The following is a 15969-nucleotide window of genomic DNA, read 5'->3' as shown; positions in this document are numbered from 1 at the left end:
GTAACAGGCTACTTTATAAGCAGTAATTAACGAGGGAATAATAAATAGTAAATAATGATGATTCATGATTTTTCTATTTAATTCTCGAATGCCATTTTTTGCAGGTTGCCTTGTTTTTTACTTAACTCTTTGAGTCGATAATTCTATTTTTCATGTCAATTTAAATATTTTAACTCCCCCGACACCCTGAGCGCATTTTTTATTTAGGACTATTTTTCTTTTTTTTCATGACGTTATGAGTTTTTCAAGCAACCGGTTATCTAGTTATTAATTAAGTCCATTTGAGAGAAGTGTTTTTAAAAACAAATCATCTAATTAATCTAATTTTTATATGTGTGCGATCTTTTAGATCATTTAAAAGAATATAAAAATATTGTTGCGGTGATAATTCTTATTGAATAGAATGCCCAGACTTGCAAATCAGCGCATTCTTATATTTTATTTTTGCATGTTTATTATGCGGAGTAGGTATTTTTTCTATTAGGGATTACTATGCGAATAATATGGAAATCATCTTTTATATTACTGCTAATGGTTGTTGTAACAGGATGCACTAACAAAGTGCTGCCGGTGCAACAACAGACTGGCCCAAGTAATAAAGCATGCTTGAAAGAATTTGAGGCCTTGGGGGATCTTGACCCAATTGGCTATGATTTATATGCGAAACAGTTTGCAGAAATTAATAAAAACTATGCAACGTACAAATCACAGGGTAACAATGTCAATAAAGATGCCAAAGAAATCCTGAGCCTGGAACTGGATGCAAAGTTACAACTCGTCTGCGCAAGAGTAAAAAACTCCGTATTTCATAGCATGCAAAAACGTTCGGTTGAATTGAACAGTATTTAACGCAATGATGCTTTAAATATACATGATTTATATATTTCACTGCTATCACACATGTCAGAATTATTTGTTTAATTCAAAGGCAGTGTCGCAGTGGAACTCTATTTGGATAGGTCTACGTCCTGTTGAATAACATAAAATATCAGTGCTGATATGTGTTATGTAGTGTAGTAAGTTGTAAACCCAAGAACTCAGTATTCTCTGTGAATTTACACAAAAGAATTCACTCAGCGAATCTGAGAAAAGAAATAATCTCTTATATTATGGAAAATATGATGAATAATTTTGTTAATAAATTAAAGACAAAGGCTAACCGTTACGCTGAGCTTAAAAAGCAACGCGGTATGAGCTTACTGGAAGTCATTATCGTACTGGGCATCATTGGTACAATGGCAGCTGCAGTCGTTATTCTTGCGCAGCGTGCATTCGATAGCCAGGACATTACCGATTTGGTGGATAATACGAACACGGTGCGTGTTGCTGCTGGTAATGCTTATAAAGATGCAGGTGTGTATCCAGCTGCTGCTGGTACAGTCATCGGTTTAGTCCCATCTTCTCTTGCTGGCCAGAAAGGTTCAACTGGTGCAATGGCTGCGGTCTTAGTAAACCTCGGTCAAGTTAGCGAACCTGAGATCAAGAACGGCATCTCTGGCGATTATTTCTATATGCGGGGTACTAAACTGACTGCAGCTGCCGGTGCTGCTGATACTAAAGGCTTTATTTTGGCAGTGAATGGGCTTGACGAAGGACAATGTCGTAGTCTTCTGCTACAGGTTGGTAACTCTTGGGACTACGTAGGGGTGGCTATTGCCGCTGCAGGTGCATTGCCAACAGTTCCTGCGGCTCTGGATGCACCTGTAACAGTTACTGGTACAAAAGGTGCACCGCAAGGTGTTTTACGTAGTCTTGATCCGGCCACAGGTATGGTTCAGATCTCTGCAGACGCTGCATCCCAGACTTGTGCTGCTAATAGCAGCAACGCCGTTGTCTTAGGCAGTAAATAATTTAACTTTAGCCCTCTCCTATTCAGGGGGGGCTTTTAATAAAAGGCTGCGATCACGTGCAAAAGAGAAATTCAGGTTTTTCACTTTTGGAAGTTATCATTGTTTTAGCATTAATCGGAATGATGTTAGTGATGTTAGCCAGTTATAAGAAAAAACAGGCAGAAGAACTCAGGAATGAAATAAATGCAAATGCTCTTGTACAAGAGATGTACGGATTACTCAAGTTTGTAAATGAAGACGAGGTAGCGTTGGACAACTCCACGACGCCAGAAATAAACCCTTTATATATTAGAGGGCAAGGTGCGATAGCTGCTTATGCAGATGTTTTTGATAAGCGTGTAAAAAACAGCGATTTATTAGATCAGATGCAGACGGATGATTATCTTTCCTGGAGTGGTAAAGATTCAAAACGACAATATTTTACAAATAAAAAATGTGATGGGAGCGGTAATGACCCCATAAATGGTCAGGTAAAAAGAAATTTTGATGATGATTATATTCTCTGCAAATTACCTGATATAGCCTTAAAAGGGAAAATGCAATTCGATAGGATTGACCTTGTTGGGAGCACAACAGAACCCCTGGCCATTAACCGGGTGGATTTCGTTGTAAGATATATCCCTGATGCAAAGGGTGAAGAGCTGCATTTCGAAAAATTAAAACCTGCATTTGATCAGGCGCTTTCACACTATAAAATTAGTTATAAGCAAGCCGCATTATTACGGCGTTCAACAGGCAGTTCAAACAAGTCATGGCAGGTGATTTTACTTAAACAAAATAATACCACCAGTGTGATTGAATTTGGCTCTGTTGTCAGCCATACAGCCGATCTGACGAATTCAAAAAATGAAGAGTATGCGATCAGATTTAGCTTTGAAATGGGCATCGGCAAGAATACTAAATCTGACGGTTCGGTTGGCGTAGATAAACAGTGCTGGAATATTAATTCACAGATGACCGGCCCCTGTATTGCGGCAGAAGACGCTGACAAACTCTCTATTTACAGCGGTACCGGCAGTACGTCGCATACACCAGGGCTGTGCTGGGATTCAAAAAGCAGCAAAAGTTTGCCTTGTCTCTCTGTGGCTGACGGGCAAGGGGTCAATAAGGATGATCAGGTGATGCGTTTAACCACGGAAAAAAATAATCAAACAGTTACCGGTACACTCATGGCCAATATTATCGTCGAGAATACCGGCAACCTTGATGCCAAAGGCCAACCTGAATTACTGACTATTCCTGTTGTCGAATACCGGGCATTTGGTAACGATTTTACTAATGGCAAAAAAGATAACACTTACATCGGCAATGTGAGCACAGAACCCGGCACGATGAAGGTCAATGTCCAGAAATGCCCTGTTGCTCCCGGAGGCAGAGAAATGTATCCGCGTCTGGTAGCTGCTATTTCCTCTGTGGCTGCGGATGTTGGGTTCGACATCAATAATCAGAGTCAAGAGAGTGATTTTGCGAATGTTGCGCAAAACCGAACACATCTTGGTGCGGTTGGCCGTTTAGCCGGGGTAGCTTTACAGGTGAATTTAAACAGTAAAGATACTGACTGGACGGTAAGTTCAACGTCAGCTGTTTACGATAACGCGACTGGATTGGGAGTTAATCTGATTAACTCGACCTCGGTTTCGGTCGTGCTGACTTCATGGTGCAGCACCATACCGCAATAGAAAATGAAAAATGGTACTTAGCCATGTCCATTAATATCAGAAATAAGATATTCAGAGGGAATTATGAACAAAGGGAACTTGAAAAAGAAACAACGGAACTTTTGTTGTTTTCTGATGCTGCTGTTTGTCTCTTGCGGTGTATTTGCAGAAGGAAGTTCTGATGCACAAAAACATAATCCCTTTAGCGGATCAGTAGGTAATGGTGACAACGGGGTTTATGGATCTATTTTAACGTCGTCTGAATTTGATAATAAAACACCACAGCAGGCTCCCAAAACGCTGGTGACTCCGGTACAGCCCATGGCCTCAGGGCCGTTAAATTCGGGCACACCAGCAGCCGCTTCCGCACGGGTATTGGTGCTTCATGAAAATATGCTTCTTAGTCAGGGGCTGAATGAATGGGCAAAGGATTCAGGCTATAAAATGCTCTGGAACAGTGCCAAAGATTATATTATCTACAGTACGATTTCGTTTACCGGTAAAACTCAGGATGAAGTGCTGGGTGAATTAGGTAAGCTTTTCGCTTCTGAAAATTATGGTTTGGTAATCAAGTTTTATCAAAAAAATAATGTACTCCTGGTTGATGAGCAATAATATGCAAAATAATCTTGTGAAGAATAAATTCATCTTTTTAACCTTGCTGCTTTCAATTCAGGGCTGTACAAATATTGATGATAAATATGATGTGGCAAAATTAACAGAGAATAAAGACGACAAAATCACTACTACGGATGATGTGAAGACCCGTCCTTATCAAAAGTTTGATACAGCTTTCCTGGGAAAAGAAGTTAATTACAACCCTAAAACTCAAGAGTTACTGGCTAAACACGTAAGTATCCAGTCCTATGAACAGATGGATCTGGATACCCTGATGAATGCGGTTGCAGAGCAAACAGGGATCAGTTTTCGTCTGAATTATTCAGTGCCAGGTACGGGTACAGCCAAAACGGATGAGACAAGCGACCCGAAAAAAGATACTCGCAGCGTGAATTTCTCCGGCAGTTTTGAAGAGTTTATGCGTTACATCGCAGCACTGTATGATGTAAATACTGTTCTTGATGATAATAACGTTCTTAAATTAGACCTCTATGGTTCTTATATTATCAAGATGGATTTTTATGGTGAAGACACCATATCAGAATCCGGCCTCGATCTTTCAGGAAACTCATCAACATCAGGTGGGGGTTTGAAAGGTAAAAGTGAGACAAAGTTTGAGTCATCCTACTGGGACGATATTGATGATATGGCTGAGAAATATGTATCCAGCGGTGTTTACACAGTATTTAAGGATGCTTCAATATTAACATTTGCAGGGCGTCCTTCGGAATACAATACATTGAACGAAGTATTGAAGAAATATCAATCTGATAATAATAAACAATTCGTTGTAACGTATAAAATCTATACCTTAGACAAAACAAAAATGAAGCAGTTGAGTGCCGGCGCCACCATGAAATATAAAGAGGGCGGGACGACGTTCAATATCGACAGCAATAAGGTTCTGACGAATATGGATGGTGGTATGTCGTTTGGCCGTAACTTCTATGCTGGCTCTGATCACACCCTCAATGTCAGTGCCCAGATGAATGCGCTGTATGAAATTACGGGTAATAAAGTTATTCAGAGTGGCTCATTTGTCACGCGCAATGGTGTACCGATTCCGTTGAATATGACCCAAACTCAGCATTATGTCTCCGGCAGAACGCTGACCACTAACGATCTGACGTCGACTGAAGATACCTCCATTGAGACCTCAGAGATCATCACCGGGACGAGTTTCATTATTACGCCACGTGTTCAAAATGATGGCCGCATCGAAGTCACCAGTGGTTTTACCAAACGCTATTTAAATGGCATCGATACGTTTGATTTAGTTCAGCTGCCTAATACGACAACAACAGAAATGTTCAACACCACGATGGTTTCTGCAGGCACGATGCTGATGGTCGGGAAATACGAGGCCCAGGAATCGAATGATGGCCATAGCTACGTGATGTTGGGAGCGGACGCCACTAATTCTGAAGACTCGGTCACCGTGGTCACGGTCGTCGGGATTGATTATTACCGGGCTCCGACGTCGGCTAAGTGAGTTATGATGATAAAGCATCTGCACGATAATAATCTTTTAACCGGTCTTATCTGGGAACCGGTTGATACTGTTACAAACAGTAAAAGTTATCAACAGTGGTTAAGTAAACTTCGCAAAACACAGAGTCAGTTAGTTTATACCACGAATAATGGTGGTCTGCTTAAAGGTTATTCAGATAGGAAGTTCTCAGATCTTGAACCTTTTGCTATTTATGTAAAGAATGAATTCGGTGATGGGGTTTATTATATCCGCGGGCCACTGGCGGATGATGAAATCTACTTTCTTATTATTACCGATGACCGGATCCTGAGTGGCAGTGACCGGGTGGTAAAAACGGGCTTCTTCGACACCCTTATTCAACAGATGAAAGAAAGTGAATATTCACATCTGAAAGTGAACGAACTGAGCCAGCAGTGGATTGACGCTGTTGCGGAAAAATGTCATCAGAAAAGAATTAATACGCAAAAGAAGAAAAGACTCTTTGCTCTCGGTGTCGGTCTTGCGGGTTCATTATTGCTCATTACAGTTATATTTATACTTAACATGTTGCTGGAATAAGGTTTTATGAAAAGCGGACTGTATTTTTGGAAGAACAGCAGAAAACCCAGTAAAACCATGGGGATTGTCATCGCGCTCATCATTCTTGTTTTATCAGGGGGCGCTGCCGGGTGGTATTACCTGATTTATACGCCTCATAAACAGCATGAGGAAGAACTCAAAAGAAAAGAACAGGCTATTCAGGATAATATATTACAAGTCGCGAGTTTCTATGATAGTAATTTATCTGGAGGGAGTATTGATCGCCTTGATCTTTTGCTTTTTGAAATATATAAAAGCAGGACGAAACTCAGCCTATCTGGGTACGACGAAAATTCTGTGAATTGTACAACTTCTGGTTGTACATTCAACTATGCCATTCATCAAGGTCATGTTTTTAGTCTTCAAAATAAAGAGTTTTGGGGAAGCGATTTTTCAGGTAGTTTTTCAGAAAAAGAAGTTAGTTTTTCAGATATACCTTCCAAGTTAAACAGTAATGTTTTGCTCGATAAATATAAAGCTAACGAAGATGTCAACGTGGCTGAATGTGGGAGAATGCTTAATTATATCTATTCTTTAAATTCTTCCGGAATAATTCCAGGGGTTTTTGAAATTGTAGCACCTCCAGCATCAAGCGTCATTGAAATTGAAAAAGAACTTGGTGTCAGGGGGAAATATTACGGTTTACTTTTTGGTTCATGGAAGATGGAAACTAAAGATAATAGTATCTCTCATTTGATCAGCATTTTTGACGGTCAGGCATTCCGTGACGATTTTCTTGTTAAAAATATCGAAATTAAATTGGGCACTGTCAGCATTTCAGGAGACTTTGTATGCAAAACTGGAAGTTAACTTTTTCTTTACTGCTGGTGATAAACCCAGTTTCATTTCAAATTTATGCCGCTGAATCTTCGGTGAATCCGGCAGAACCTGCGAATACGGCTGAAAGTATCCCAACGCCTGTACAGGAACATATTATTCAGATGATGCAGAATGATATTACCTTCGATGCACAAAAGAGGGAATTATCGAATGAGCTTGAGCTCGAAAAAATACGCAGCGAAATAAATAAGTTGAAAGAGGATAACGAACCTATATCCGTTGAGCCGGTGCTTGCTCCGGAGTCCGTTCAGCCCGATGTTCAACCTGTTGAAACTGTAGAAGCTGTGGCATTGCCAAAAGTCGTGCTGGTTTCTGAAATTGCCGGCGTGTCACGGGTGGCTGTGTCCTCTGGTGATGGCGTCAAAATGGTCAGGCTGAACGAGAAATTTACCCAGGAAGGGCATCAGTTTATCGTTTCCAATTCCGGACGAGGAATGCCAACTGTGAGGGAAATCACTAAGTGAGTTTAGGTGTTATTTATTTGGATAATGACGCTATTCTCAATGGTGAATGGCGTTTTACTGAGTATGCAGAAGATCTCATTACTGCTGAGAGTCAGGATGGGGAATATTTACTCACGCGTTCAACTTTACTTGAAAAACTCGCCACACTTGATAGTGATCTTTATCAGCTTAAAACGTTCTATGAGTGTGATGTTTGCGGCGTCGCTATCATCAGTGAGGACGATTACTTTATTGTCCTTGAGCAAACGTCGGTTAACCGTAGAAAGCTGACACTTATTGATAACAGTGATATTCAAAACTCACTGGAGAAGTTGTTACTGAACGCTGTTAATTTAGGCGCAAGCGACCTGCATATTACCCGTAACGATAATATTGCTCAGGTAGAGTTCAGAATAAATGGTGTGCTGAGCGTCTTCACCCAGATGAAATCTGACAGGTGCGATGAGCTGGTCTTCGTTTTATATAATGTGGAGGCCAGTACCAAAGATACCACCTGGAACCGGGCTATACCGCAAAGCGCAAACATTCTGTATACACTGGCGAATAAAAACTACCGTTTCCGCTATGCTCATTTCCCCATTTTCGGTGAAACGGCGGGTTGTTACCATGCGGTATTACGTATTATCCCTTCGGGTATACAAAAGGGCGCCATCGCCAGCCTGGATAAATTAGGTGTTAATAAAGAGGAGTTGACTGACCTCAAAAAAATTCTGAGCAATCCTTACGGTGCTTATATTATCGCAGGGACGACCGGTTCAGGTAAGTCAACCACGTTGAAGAATTTAATGGAGTGGCTGCAAATTAACCGGTATGACGACCGTGGTTGTTTTCTTACCGTCGAGGATCCGGTTGAGTATCAGATTTATGGCGCCAAGCAAAGCTCAGTGCTGAATGCTGAAGGCGGCGGTTTTCATCTGGCGATAAAATCCGCATTGCGTCGCGACCCTGATGTATTGATGGTCGGGGAAATACGCGACACCATTTCCGCTAACGCACTTGCCGGTGCAGTAGAAAGCGGACACTACTGTTTTACCACCGTACATGCAGGGAATATTGTTTCCTTATTGCAACGTTTATCCGCGTTAGGGATTACCAGCGATAAGCTTTCGACGCCAGGTTTTGTTGCAGGCTTGCAGTGTCAGAAACTGGTTCCGGTAATCTGTGAGCACTGTAAAGTCAGCCGCGAGATGATTCTTCTTGATCGCCATTTTAATGTTTTTTCGCGCAGTAATGATGGGTGTGTACGATGTAATCATACCGGTATTTCCGGGCGTCAGCTGGTTCTTGAATATATGCGCCCTGGCTATGAAGAACTTGAAGCCATTGCGAAGCAGGAGTGGTTAAGAGTTTATACAATCTGGCGTGAAAAGCGTAAAAGAAAAGCTTCGCTTTCAGAAGGTTTCGAAATTAAAGAAAAAGTCATGGCGAAAGTGCTTGCAGGTAAAGTCTGCGCTTCCTGGTTTGAAATGGAGTTCGGTGAGCTTGAAAGTGAAAGCCTGGAGGTGATCCTTGAGAAAATTTAGTAAAAAGCATCGTCTTTATTTATACCAGTTCTGCTCTGATATGATTAACGCGGACTTGCCCCTTTATGAGTCACTGTTAAAACTTCAGGTGGAAAGCCAGTTATTACTCGGGAAATCATTTGGTATCAAACTCCAGTTTTTAATTTCGAAAATGAAGGGCGGTATTTCGATTGCTTCGGTGTTTCAGGATCTTGTACCGCGCGATGAACTGAGTATTATTCATGCCTCCGAGCGCAGTGGCGGGTTAGCTGACGGATTTATGACGTTGGTGAATATTATTGAGTACAATGATTTGTTAATGAAAAAACTGATATCAGCCGTGACCTTTCCTATAATTATGATGGTATTGGCGCTGGGCGTAATTACCGGTTATGCGCTCAAGGTGTTTCCTGCTTTTGCCGATGTCGTGCCTATTGAGCACTGGCCGGTGATAACGCAGCGGTTATTTAATTTTGGTACGGCGTTATTTCACGGGTTATGGATTTTTATTATTTTGGGTTTTGTCGGTGTGTTTTTTTTGATGCGCTTTATGATGGCTAATTTCACCGGTGACTTGAGAAACAGATACCTCGATAAAATCATGCCCTTTTCAACATTTAAGCAAATATCGGCATCTGTTTTTCTGAACAACCTTGCCAGAATGTTGAAAAATAACATTCCGATTAATGACAGCCTCAACATACTGGCACTTAACGCTAACCGCTGGTTAAAGTCCCATGTGGATACCATGCTATTGAAAATGACCTCGGGGGAAAACTACGGTGACTCATTAAACACCGGCCTGTTCGGTGCAGAAGAACTACTCAATATTACACTGTATTCGAGCTTACCTTCTTTTAATGATGTATTGACTGCGGTATCTGACAAGTCGAGGGTGAAAATTCAGGAGTATATTGTCAAGGTTTCGGGGCTGTTAAAAGCGCTTTCAACATTAATTCTGGGTGGTTGTGTGATTTGGGTGTTTCTGTCGTTGTATGCGCTGACAGACGCAATTTCTAAAATGTCGCAATATTAATAATTTTATAAGGATATTTATTATGAAAATCAACAGACGTCTTAGTAAGAAAAAAACGCTGGCAGTTGTTATCTCTGCGCTAATAGGTATAAGTACTTCAGGTATGGCGTACTCAGCAAAGACAGATCCTGCAACCACTGAAAAAGGCGGAAGTTTTACCTACATCACGCCAGCAGGAGGGGCTATTAGTGAATGCGCAAGTCCTTATGAATCTTTTGCGATCACCTTTATAAATGAGACTGAAGAGTATAAACCCGGTCATGGGTTTGCAATGGCTTATAATATTTTTTATATGGTAGATGATAGCCGTCCTTATAGAGGAAATTATATCCGTGTAGAAAATGATCGGAACGTTTACCCATGGGAGGATAAAAAATATCCTGATGCAGAGTATGCGGCAGCAAATGGCAATAAAAACTATGTTGATTGGGGTGCAATTGGCGGGTTTAGAACTCAAAATAACAATGCATTTATGCCAGTCAGAGTTGGCGAAAATTCAAAGATGGACGCCTTCGGATCATTTGGTGAGATGTTTAAGCGAATTTATGGGACTGAAGCTAAAGTAATGACAGCTTATCTACCTAATGGCAAGGCTGATATCACCGGGAATTCAAGTAAAGTCACGGTGAGAATGCCTCTAAGAAGCTATAAACGACTCTATATTACTGGAAACCCCTCCTATGGTGCTGCGGTGTTAAATACCCCTAGCTCGTATTATTTAGACGAGCAACAAGACACTGTTCCTGGATCATCACAACTAAGTTTCTCGTTCGACTTCTGGGCACCTGAGCCTGGGGTTGGGAAAGGTTATCTTGGAGAGGTCATTGCGTTGACGCCTACTTCGGGTGGTATCTTTGATCGTTACCCGGGTAAAGGACAGTCCGGTGGGGGCACCCCGTGGCATCCCCTAAAAACTTTCCCAGATTTTTCAACTATAGATTTACGCACTGTTGATGAGATCGTTATAACCTCCCGCGGCTCAGATTTTTCTAAATGGGATAAAACTAATCCTGTATATTGGAGCGATTTAGGTAAATTAGATAAAGTTTTTGAAAATACTGATGTTGAAATAAAATATTTAAAACACCACTTTACCGGGAAAAATACTACTTGTAATTAATCATAAGAACTTATAGCACTGGAAATAGTATGGCTGAATTTATTTTGTTTTCAAGTTACCCGATATTTGCCTTGATCGTGGGGTTAGTGATTGGGAGTTTCCTCAATGTGGTGATTTATCGGCTGCCGCTGATGGTTCTTGCACACTATGAGGAAGAGACCACCACCGGCGTATTTAACCTCTGGTGGCCCCCTTCCCATTGCCCGGAATGTGATAAGCCAATATTGAAACGCGATAATATTCCTGTATTCAGCTGGCTATGGCTTAAAGGGAAATGCCGGTTCTGCGGAACCGGTATTTCCGTCCAGTATCCGATATCGGAAGCGATTGTGGGTATCTGGTTTACATTAATGGCATTGCACCTGGTTCCGCGTATCAGCGTGAGTGAGTTCGTCTTCTGTATGGGTTTCTTTTGTATTTTATATACGCTGGCGATGATAGATCTCAAAAGTATGCTTCTGCCCGACTCACTGGTCTTTATGTTGTTATGGGGCGGAGTGCTGGCTTCCGTGCTTGATATCATCCCGGTGAAACCGCAGCAGTCTGTGCTGGGCGTTATTACCGCCTGGGCGGTGATGTACGGTGTGATGACGTTATATAAAAAATTCCGCGGTCATGATGGGCTGGGTAACGGCGATGTAAAACTCTATGCGGCGGTATCCGCCTGGTTAGGATTAGATTTATTGCCGGAATTAATTTTAATTTCTTCTGTCGTCGGCGGATTTTTCTATCTGGCGGCATGGGGATATTACGAGAAAATCCTGCATGTTTCTGACAGCCCGTTTACCCAGGAGAATAAGTATATTCCCTTCGGCCCGGCGATTGCTCTGGCGGGTTTGATCCTTTTCCATATCTGCATTGTCCCCTGATGACATTGTGGAAAGGGTGCCTTTGGGGCGTGTTGATTTGTTCGCAGTGGGCGGTGGCGGGCCCGAAAGGGCATAAGCTTAAACCGGCTTCAGCCCAGCATGTCAGCAGACAAATTTCACTCGCCCCTCCTTTACTGATCCCTATGCAGGTGACTTCCGGGTTCGGGCGGCGTTTCCACCCGGTCACGGCGCGCTATGCTGAGCATCACGGCACGGATTTTCAGGCTCCGATGTTCAGCAAAGTGGCGTCCGTTCAGGATGGAACCGTGACACAGGTGGCCGGTGATCCGATTTCCGGGCGATATCTGGTGATTACCCATAAAAACGGCTGGGTCAGTAAGTATTTGCATCTGAGCAGCATTAAGGTGCATGCCCGGCAAAAAGTGTCGAAGGGCGATATTATTGCGCTTTCCGGCGCATCGGGGCGGACGACCGGCCCGCATCTGCATTTCGAATTAAGCTATAACGGAAAGCTTATCAACCCGGCAACGCTGTTATTCTCAGGAAAATCGGGTTCATCAGGCTTTACAGTCGCCCCGGCGAATGAAACCCAGCCAGCCGCTCCCGCCAAAATTCAGCCTCCGCCACTGCCGAGAATTGTGCTGGTTTCAGGAAAAGCAGGCAGAATGAAAATTGGCGTTAAAAAAGGCAATAAACTGATCTTCGCTCAACCCGGTGACAAAGTTTTTAATAACTTCAGAATAGTCAGCCGCGGCAAGCGTTATGCGCTGGAAAAAATTCTCAACGCCAGTTAACACGCCATTTCAAAATCGCTGATCTGGCCGTACAACTGTTTGCCAATCATTCTCCCTGCTGTTAATTTCCTTCTATTACAGATTTTAAAGAGTGGTTTATAACCGCTCTTTTTTCATATCCGCAAGATAAGGCAAGCACAGTGAGCACGCTCGAACACTATATCGGTAATACCCCTCTGGTCAGATTACAGCGGCTGACTGCCGGGCTGGATAGCGAGATTTGGGTCAAACTGGAAGGCAATAATCCTGCCGGCTCAGTCAAAGACCGCGCAGCACTGTTTATGATTGAGCAGGCAGAAAAGCGTGGTGAAATCCGCCCCGGCGATACGCTGATTGAAGCCACCAGCGGCAACACCGGTATTGCACTGGCGATGATTTCCGCACTTAAAGGCTACAAACTGACATTGCTGATGCCGGAAAACATGAGTCTTGAACGTCAGGCCTCTATGCGCGCTTACGGCGCTGAGTTGCTGCTGGTCAGCCGGGCGCAGGGCATGGAAGGCGCACGGGACCTCGCCCTGGAGATGGAGAAGCAGGGGCAGGGGAAAGTGCTGGATCAGTTCAATAATCCCGACAATCCCCTCGCGCACTTCACCACCACCGGCCCTGAAATCTGGCAGCAGACTCACGGGCGTGTGACGCATTTTGTTTCCAGCATGGGCACCACCGGCACCATCACCGGCGTCAGCCGCTATCTGCGCAGCCAGAGTGCCGCCGTCACGATTGTCGGGCTGCAACCGTCCGAGGGCAGCAGCATTCCGGGTATCCGCCGCTGGCCAGCTGAATATATGCCGGGCATTTTCAAACCTGATCTGGTTGATGACGTGATGGATATGGGCCAGACAGAGGCAGAAGAGACTATGCGGGCTCTGGCGCGTGAAGAGGGGCTTTTCTGCGGCGTCAGCTCCGGCGGTGCCGTGGCAGGCGCGTTGCGCGTGGCAAAAAGCCAGCCGGGCAGCGTAGTCGTTGCCATCATCTGCGATCGTGGCGACCGGTATTTATCTACTGGCGTTTTTGATGTCTGATTCTATATTCAGCTGATGAATGTAAAATTAGAGTAAAAGCGGCTGCGAATTGCAGGCTTAGTGGTAAAAATGACCAAAATTTTAGTCAGGCGGAAAAATAATGAAAATTTTGTTAGTCGATGACGATCTTGAACTGGGCACCATGCTCAGTGAATACCTGATTGCCGAAGGCTTTGATGCCTCTCTGGTTCTGACCGGTAAAGCGGGTGTGGAAGGCGCAATGTCTGGCGAATACACCGCGATGATCCTCGACATCATGTTACCGGACATGAGCGGTATCGATGTGCTGCGTCAGGTGCGCAAGAACAGCCGTCTGCCGATCATCATGCTGACCGCCAAGGGCGATAACATTGATCGCGTGATCGGCCTGGAAATGGGCGCGGATGATTACATGCCAAAACCGTGCTATCCGCGCGAACTGGTGGCCCGTCTGCGTGCGGTGCTGCGTCGTGTGGAAGAACAGCAGGAATCGCACTCTGATTCCTCTTCGGTCAACTACGGCGATCTGACGCTCAACCCTGCCACCCGCAGCAGTGAATGGCGCGGCGTGTCTTTCGACCTGACGGCCTCTGAGTTCAATCTTCTCGAACTGCTGTTACGTTCTCCGGAACGTGTGGTGTCAAAAGATGAATTGTCGGAAAAAGGTCTGGGGCGTCCCCGTGAAGCTTATGATCGCAGCATCGACGTGCACATCAGCAATATCCGTCAGAAACTCGGTTCACTGGACGGTGGCGACATTTTGACTATTGAGACGGTGCGCAGCATTGGTTACCGGATCCGATAAACGTATGCGCGGAAGGCTGTTCTGGAAAATCCTTTTAGGATTTTGGTTTACCTTCGTTGCCATCACCCAGGGCCTTTGGGTGGTTTTCGCCTTTTATAACCCGCATGAGCCGCCGGAAAGTGGTATCGCCCGGCGCTTTGTCAAACTGCAAATCAATTCGGCCGTCTCCACGCTGCATACAGGCGGAATGCCTGCACTCAATAATATGATGGCGAACTGGCCGGAGAGCGATCGCCAGTTGTTTTCGGTGACACCTTCGCTGCTGCCTGCGCAGGGCGACACCGTGGAGGATTTAGAGCCGGGGAAAATCCCTCACGAAGTGGTGGAATTCGTTCAGGGGCCGAACGGGCAGGGCTATCGCCTGCGTTATGATGTGCAGGGGTTGATGCACGAATACCGGCCGCAGCGCCACCGGGATTTACTGAATATGCCCCCGCCGCTGTTGTGGCTCGGCGGTCTGGGCGGGTTGCTGTTCAGCGCCGTGCTGGCCTGGAACCTGACGCGGCCGATGCTGCAAATGCGTAAAGCCTTTGGTCGGGTGGCGCAGGGCGATCTCTCGGTGCGTCTGTTCTCCAGTATGGGAAAACGCCACGATGAGCTTTCCGAAGTGGCGCGTGATTTCGATGCCATGGCCGAACGTTTGCAGGTGCTGGTCAAAGCGCGTGAAGAACTGCTGCATGATGTGTCGCACGAGCTGCGTTCTCCGCTGGCGCGTTTGCAACTGGCGATCGGGCTGGCGCGGCAAAATCCTTCCAACGTAGAAACATCGCTGAGCCGTATCGAACACGAAGCAGGGCGCCTGGATAAGATGATCGGCGAACTGCTGGCGTTATCGCGCACAGAAAGCAGTGAAATCCCTGATGAAGAGTATTTCGACCTGTACGGGCTGGTAGAGGCCGTGGTCAATGATGCGCGTTATGAAGCGCAGCTGCCGGGCGTGGAGATCGTGATGTCGCCTGAGACGCCGGACAGCGCGGATTACACGGTCAAAGGAAATGCGGAGCTGATGCGTCGCGCGGTCGATAATGTGGTGCGTAACGCGCTTCGTTTTTCGGCGCGGGGGCAAACCATCACGGTTTCTCTGGCGCATCTCGAAGAGTATTTGCAGATTGAAGTGGCCGATCAGGGGCCGGGCGTGGAAGAAGATAAGCTGTCGAGTATTTTTGACCCGTTCGTGCGCGTGAAGTCGCCGCTTTCAGGCAAAGGCTACGGGCTGGGGCTGGCGATCACCCGCAAGGTGATGGTTGCCCACGAAGGGAAGGTTGATGCGCGTAATGCGCACCCTCACGGGCTGGTGATCAGTCTGCAGGTACCGCACTGGAAGATCTGAAACGGCGGGTTGCGGGCGGGGACGTTCCGCCAGATTACAGAATTGCA

Annotated in this window: 16 protein-coding genes; all 16 read left to right on the top strand. The window is 44.9% G+C overall.

Features of this window, described 5'->3' with window-relative positions; genetic code table 11:
• Positions 1–492 precede the first annotated feature (492 nt).
• Positions 493–849: a hypothetical protein gene (locus tag ACO0U8_RS12845; protein WP_217204593.1), complete on the top strand. Its 357-nt coding sequence runs from the start codon at positions 493–495 to the stop codon at positions 847–849.
• Between the two features lie 260 nt (positions 850–1109).
• A complete protein-coding gene (locus ACO0U8_RS12840; protein WP_238485242.1) occupies positions 1110–1850 on the top strand; it encodes a type IV pilus major pilin in 741 nt (246 codons plus the stop codon).
• Between the two features lie 56 nt (positions 1851–1906).
• Positions 1907–3529: a type II secretion system protein gene (locus tag ACO0U8_RS12835; protein ID WP_421670916.1), complete on the top strand. Its 1623-nt coding sequence runs from the start codon at positions 1907–1909 to the stop codon at positions 3527–3529.
• Positions 3530–3592: 63 nt separating this feature from the next.
• Positions 3593–4123 carry a TcpQ domain-containing protein gene (locus ACO0U8_RS12830; RefSeq protein ID WP_421670915.1) on the top strand — a complete coding sequence of 177 codons (531 nt, stop codon included), beginning with the start codon at positions 3593–3595 and terminating at the stop codon, positions 4121–4123.
• A gap of 1 nt (position 4124) precedes the next feature.
• Complete coding sequence (locus tag ACO0U8_RS12825; protein WP_421670914.1) at positions 4125–5618, top strand: type II and III secretion system protein; 1494 nt, start codon at positions 4125–4127, stop codon at positions 5616–5618.
• Between the two features lie 3 nt (positions 5619–5621).
• Positions 5622–6176 carry a hypothetical protein gene (locus tag ACO0U8_RS12820; protein ID WP_421670913.1) on the top strand — a complete coding sequence of 185 codons (555 nt, stop codon included), beginning with the start codon at positions 5622–5624 and terminating at the stop codon, positions 6174–6176.
• 6 nt (positions 6177–6182) lie between these two features.
• Positions 6183–7007, top strand: a complete 825-nt coding sequence (locus ACO0U8_RS12815; RefSeq protein WP_421670912.1) for a hypothetical protein — start codon at positions 6183–6185, stop codon at positions 7005–7007.
• On the top strand, positions 6989–7501 hold the full coding sequence (locus ACO0U8_RS12810; RefSeq protein WP_421670911.1) for a hypothetical protein: 513 nt from the start codon (positions 6989–6991) through the stop codon (positions 7499–7501). The genes ACO0U8_RS12815 and ACO0U8_RS12810 overlap by 19 nt, the downstream gene beginning before the upstream one ends.
• Entirely contained in the window at positions 7498–9024 is a 1527-nt protein-coding gene (locus ACO0U8_RS12805; RefSeq protein WP_421670910.1) for an ATPase, T2SS/T4P/T4SS family, read from the top strand. The genes ACO0U8_RS12810 and ACO0U8_RS12805 overlap by 4 nt, the downstream gene beginning before the upstream one ends.
• Positions 9011–10039, top strand: a complete 1029-nt coding sequence (locus tag ACO0U8_RS12800) for a type II secretion system F family protein (RefSeq protein ID WP_421670909.1) — start codon at positions 9011–9013, stop codon at positions 10037–10039. Before ACO0U8_RS12805 ends, ACO0U8_RS12800 begins: the two co-directional genes overlap by 14 nt.
• 22 nt (positions 10040–10061) lie before the next feature.
• Positions 10062–11159 (top strand): hypothetical protein, encoded by a 1098-nt coding sequence (locus ACO0U8_RS12795; protein ID WP_217204587.1) that lies wholly within the window; start codon positions 10062–10064, stop codon positions 11157–11159.
• Between the two features lie 29 nt (positions 11160–11188).
• Positions 11189–12028: a prepilin peptidase gene (locus ACO0U8_RS12790; RefSeq protein ID WP_217204586.1), complete on the top strand. Its 840-nt coding sequence runs from the start codon at positions 11189–11191 to the stop codon at positions 12026–12028.
• Positions 12028–12783, top strand: coding sequence for a M23 family metallopeptidase (locus tag ACO0U8_RS12785; protein ID WP_421670908.1), 756 nt, complete (start codon positions 12028–12030; stop codon positions 12781–12783). The genes ACO0U8_RS12790 and ACO0U8_RS12785 overlap by 1 nt, the downstream gene beginning before the upstream one ends.
• A gap of 140 nt (positions 12784–12923) precedes the next feature.
• A complete protein-coding gene (gene cysM / locus ACO0U8_RS12780) occupies positions 12924–13808 on the top strand; it encodes a cysteine synthase CysM (RefSeq protein ID WP_421670907.1) in 885 nt (294 codons plus the stop codon).
• 100 nt (positions 13809–13908) lie between these two features.
• The gene (locus tag ACO0U8_RS12775) at positions 13909–14592 is read left to right on the top strand and encodes a response regulator transcription factor (RefSeq protein ID WP_056774073.1); all 684 of its coding nucleotides are present in this window, start codon (positions 13909–13911) and stop codon (positions 14590–14592) included.
• A 4-nt stretch (positions 14593–14596) separates the two neighbouring features.
• Positions 14597–15922 (top strand): HAMP domain-containing sensor histidine kinase, encoded by a 1326-nt coding sequence (locus tag ACO0U8_RS12770; RefSeq protein ID WP_056774076.1) that lies wholly within the window; start codon positions 14597–14599, stop codon positions 15920–15922.
• Positions 15923–15969 lie beyond the last annotated feature (47 nt).

The organism is Rahnella sp. EDr1-12 (genome assembly GCF_049206505.1).
In the GTDB taxonomy this organism is placed as follows: Bacteria; Pseudomonadota; Gammaproteobacteria; order Enterobacterales; family Enterobacteriaceae; genus Rahnella; species Rahnella rivi.
This window is presented reverse-complemented; position numbering and strand designations above follow the sequence as displayed.

Coding starts and splice junctions, on each gene's coding strand:
- ACO0U8_RS12830 (WP_421670915.1), top strand. CDS start 3,593: ATGAACAAAGGGAACTTGAAAAAGAAACAACGGAACTTTTGTTGTTTT.
- ACO0U8_RS12845 (WP_217204593.1), top strand. CDS start 493: ATGCGAATAATATGGAAATCATCTTTTATATTACTGCTAATGGTTGTT.
- ACO0U8_RS12790 (WP_217204586.1), top strand. CDS start 11,189: ATGGCTGAATTTATTTTGTTTTCAAGTTACCCGATATTTGCCTTGATC.
- ACO0U8_RS12770 (WP_056774076.1), top strand. CDS start 14,597: ATGCGCGGAAGGCTGTTCTGGAAAATCCTTTTAGGATTTTGGTTTACC.
- ACO0U8_RS12775 (WP_056774073.1), top strand. CDS start 13,909: ATGAAAATTTTGTTAGTCGATGACGATCTTGAACTGGGCACCATGCTC.
- ACO0U8_RS12795 (WP_217204587.1), top strand. CDS start 10,062: ATGAAAATCAACAGACGTCTTAGTAAGAAAAAAACGCTGGCAGTTGTT.
- ACO0U8_RS12810 (WP_421670911.1), top strand. CDS start 6,989: ATGCAAAACTGGAAGTTAACTTTTTCTTTACTGCTGGTGATAAACCCA.
- ACO0U8_RS12815 (WP_421670912.1), top strand. CDS start 6,183: ATGAAAAGCGGACTGTATTTTTGGAAGAACAGCAGAAAACCCAGTAAA.
- ACO0U8_RS12825 (WP_421670914.1), top strand. CDS start 4,125: ATGCAAAATAATCTTGTGAAGAATAAATTCATCTTTTTAACCTTGCTG.
- ACO0U8_RS12840 (WP_238485242.1), top strand. CDS start 1,110: ATGGAAAATATGATGAATAATTTTGTTAATAAATTAAAGACAAAGGCT.
- ACO0U8_RS12785 (WP_421670908.1), top strand. CDS start 12,028: ATGACATTGTGGAAAGGGTGCCTTTGGGGCGTGTTGATTTGTTCGCAG.
- ACO0U8_RS12820 (WP_421670913.1), top strand. CDS start 5,622: ATGATGATAAAGCATCTGCACGATAATAATCTTTTAACCGGTCTTATC.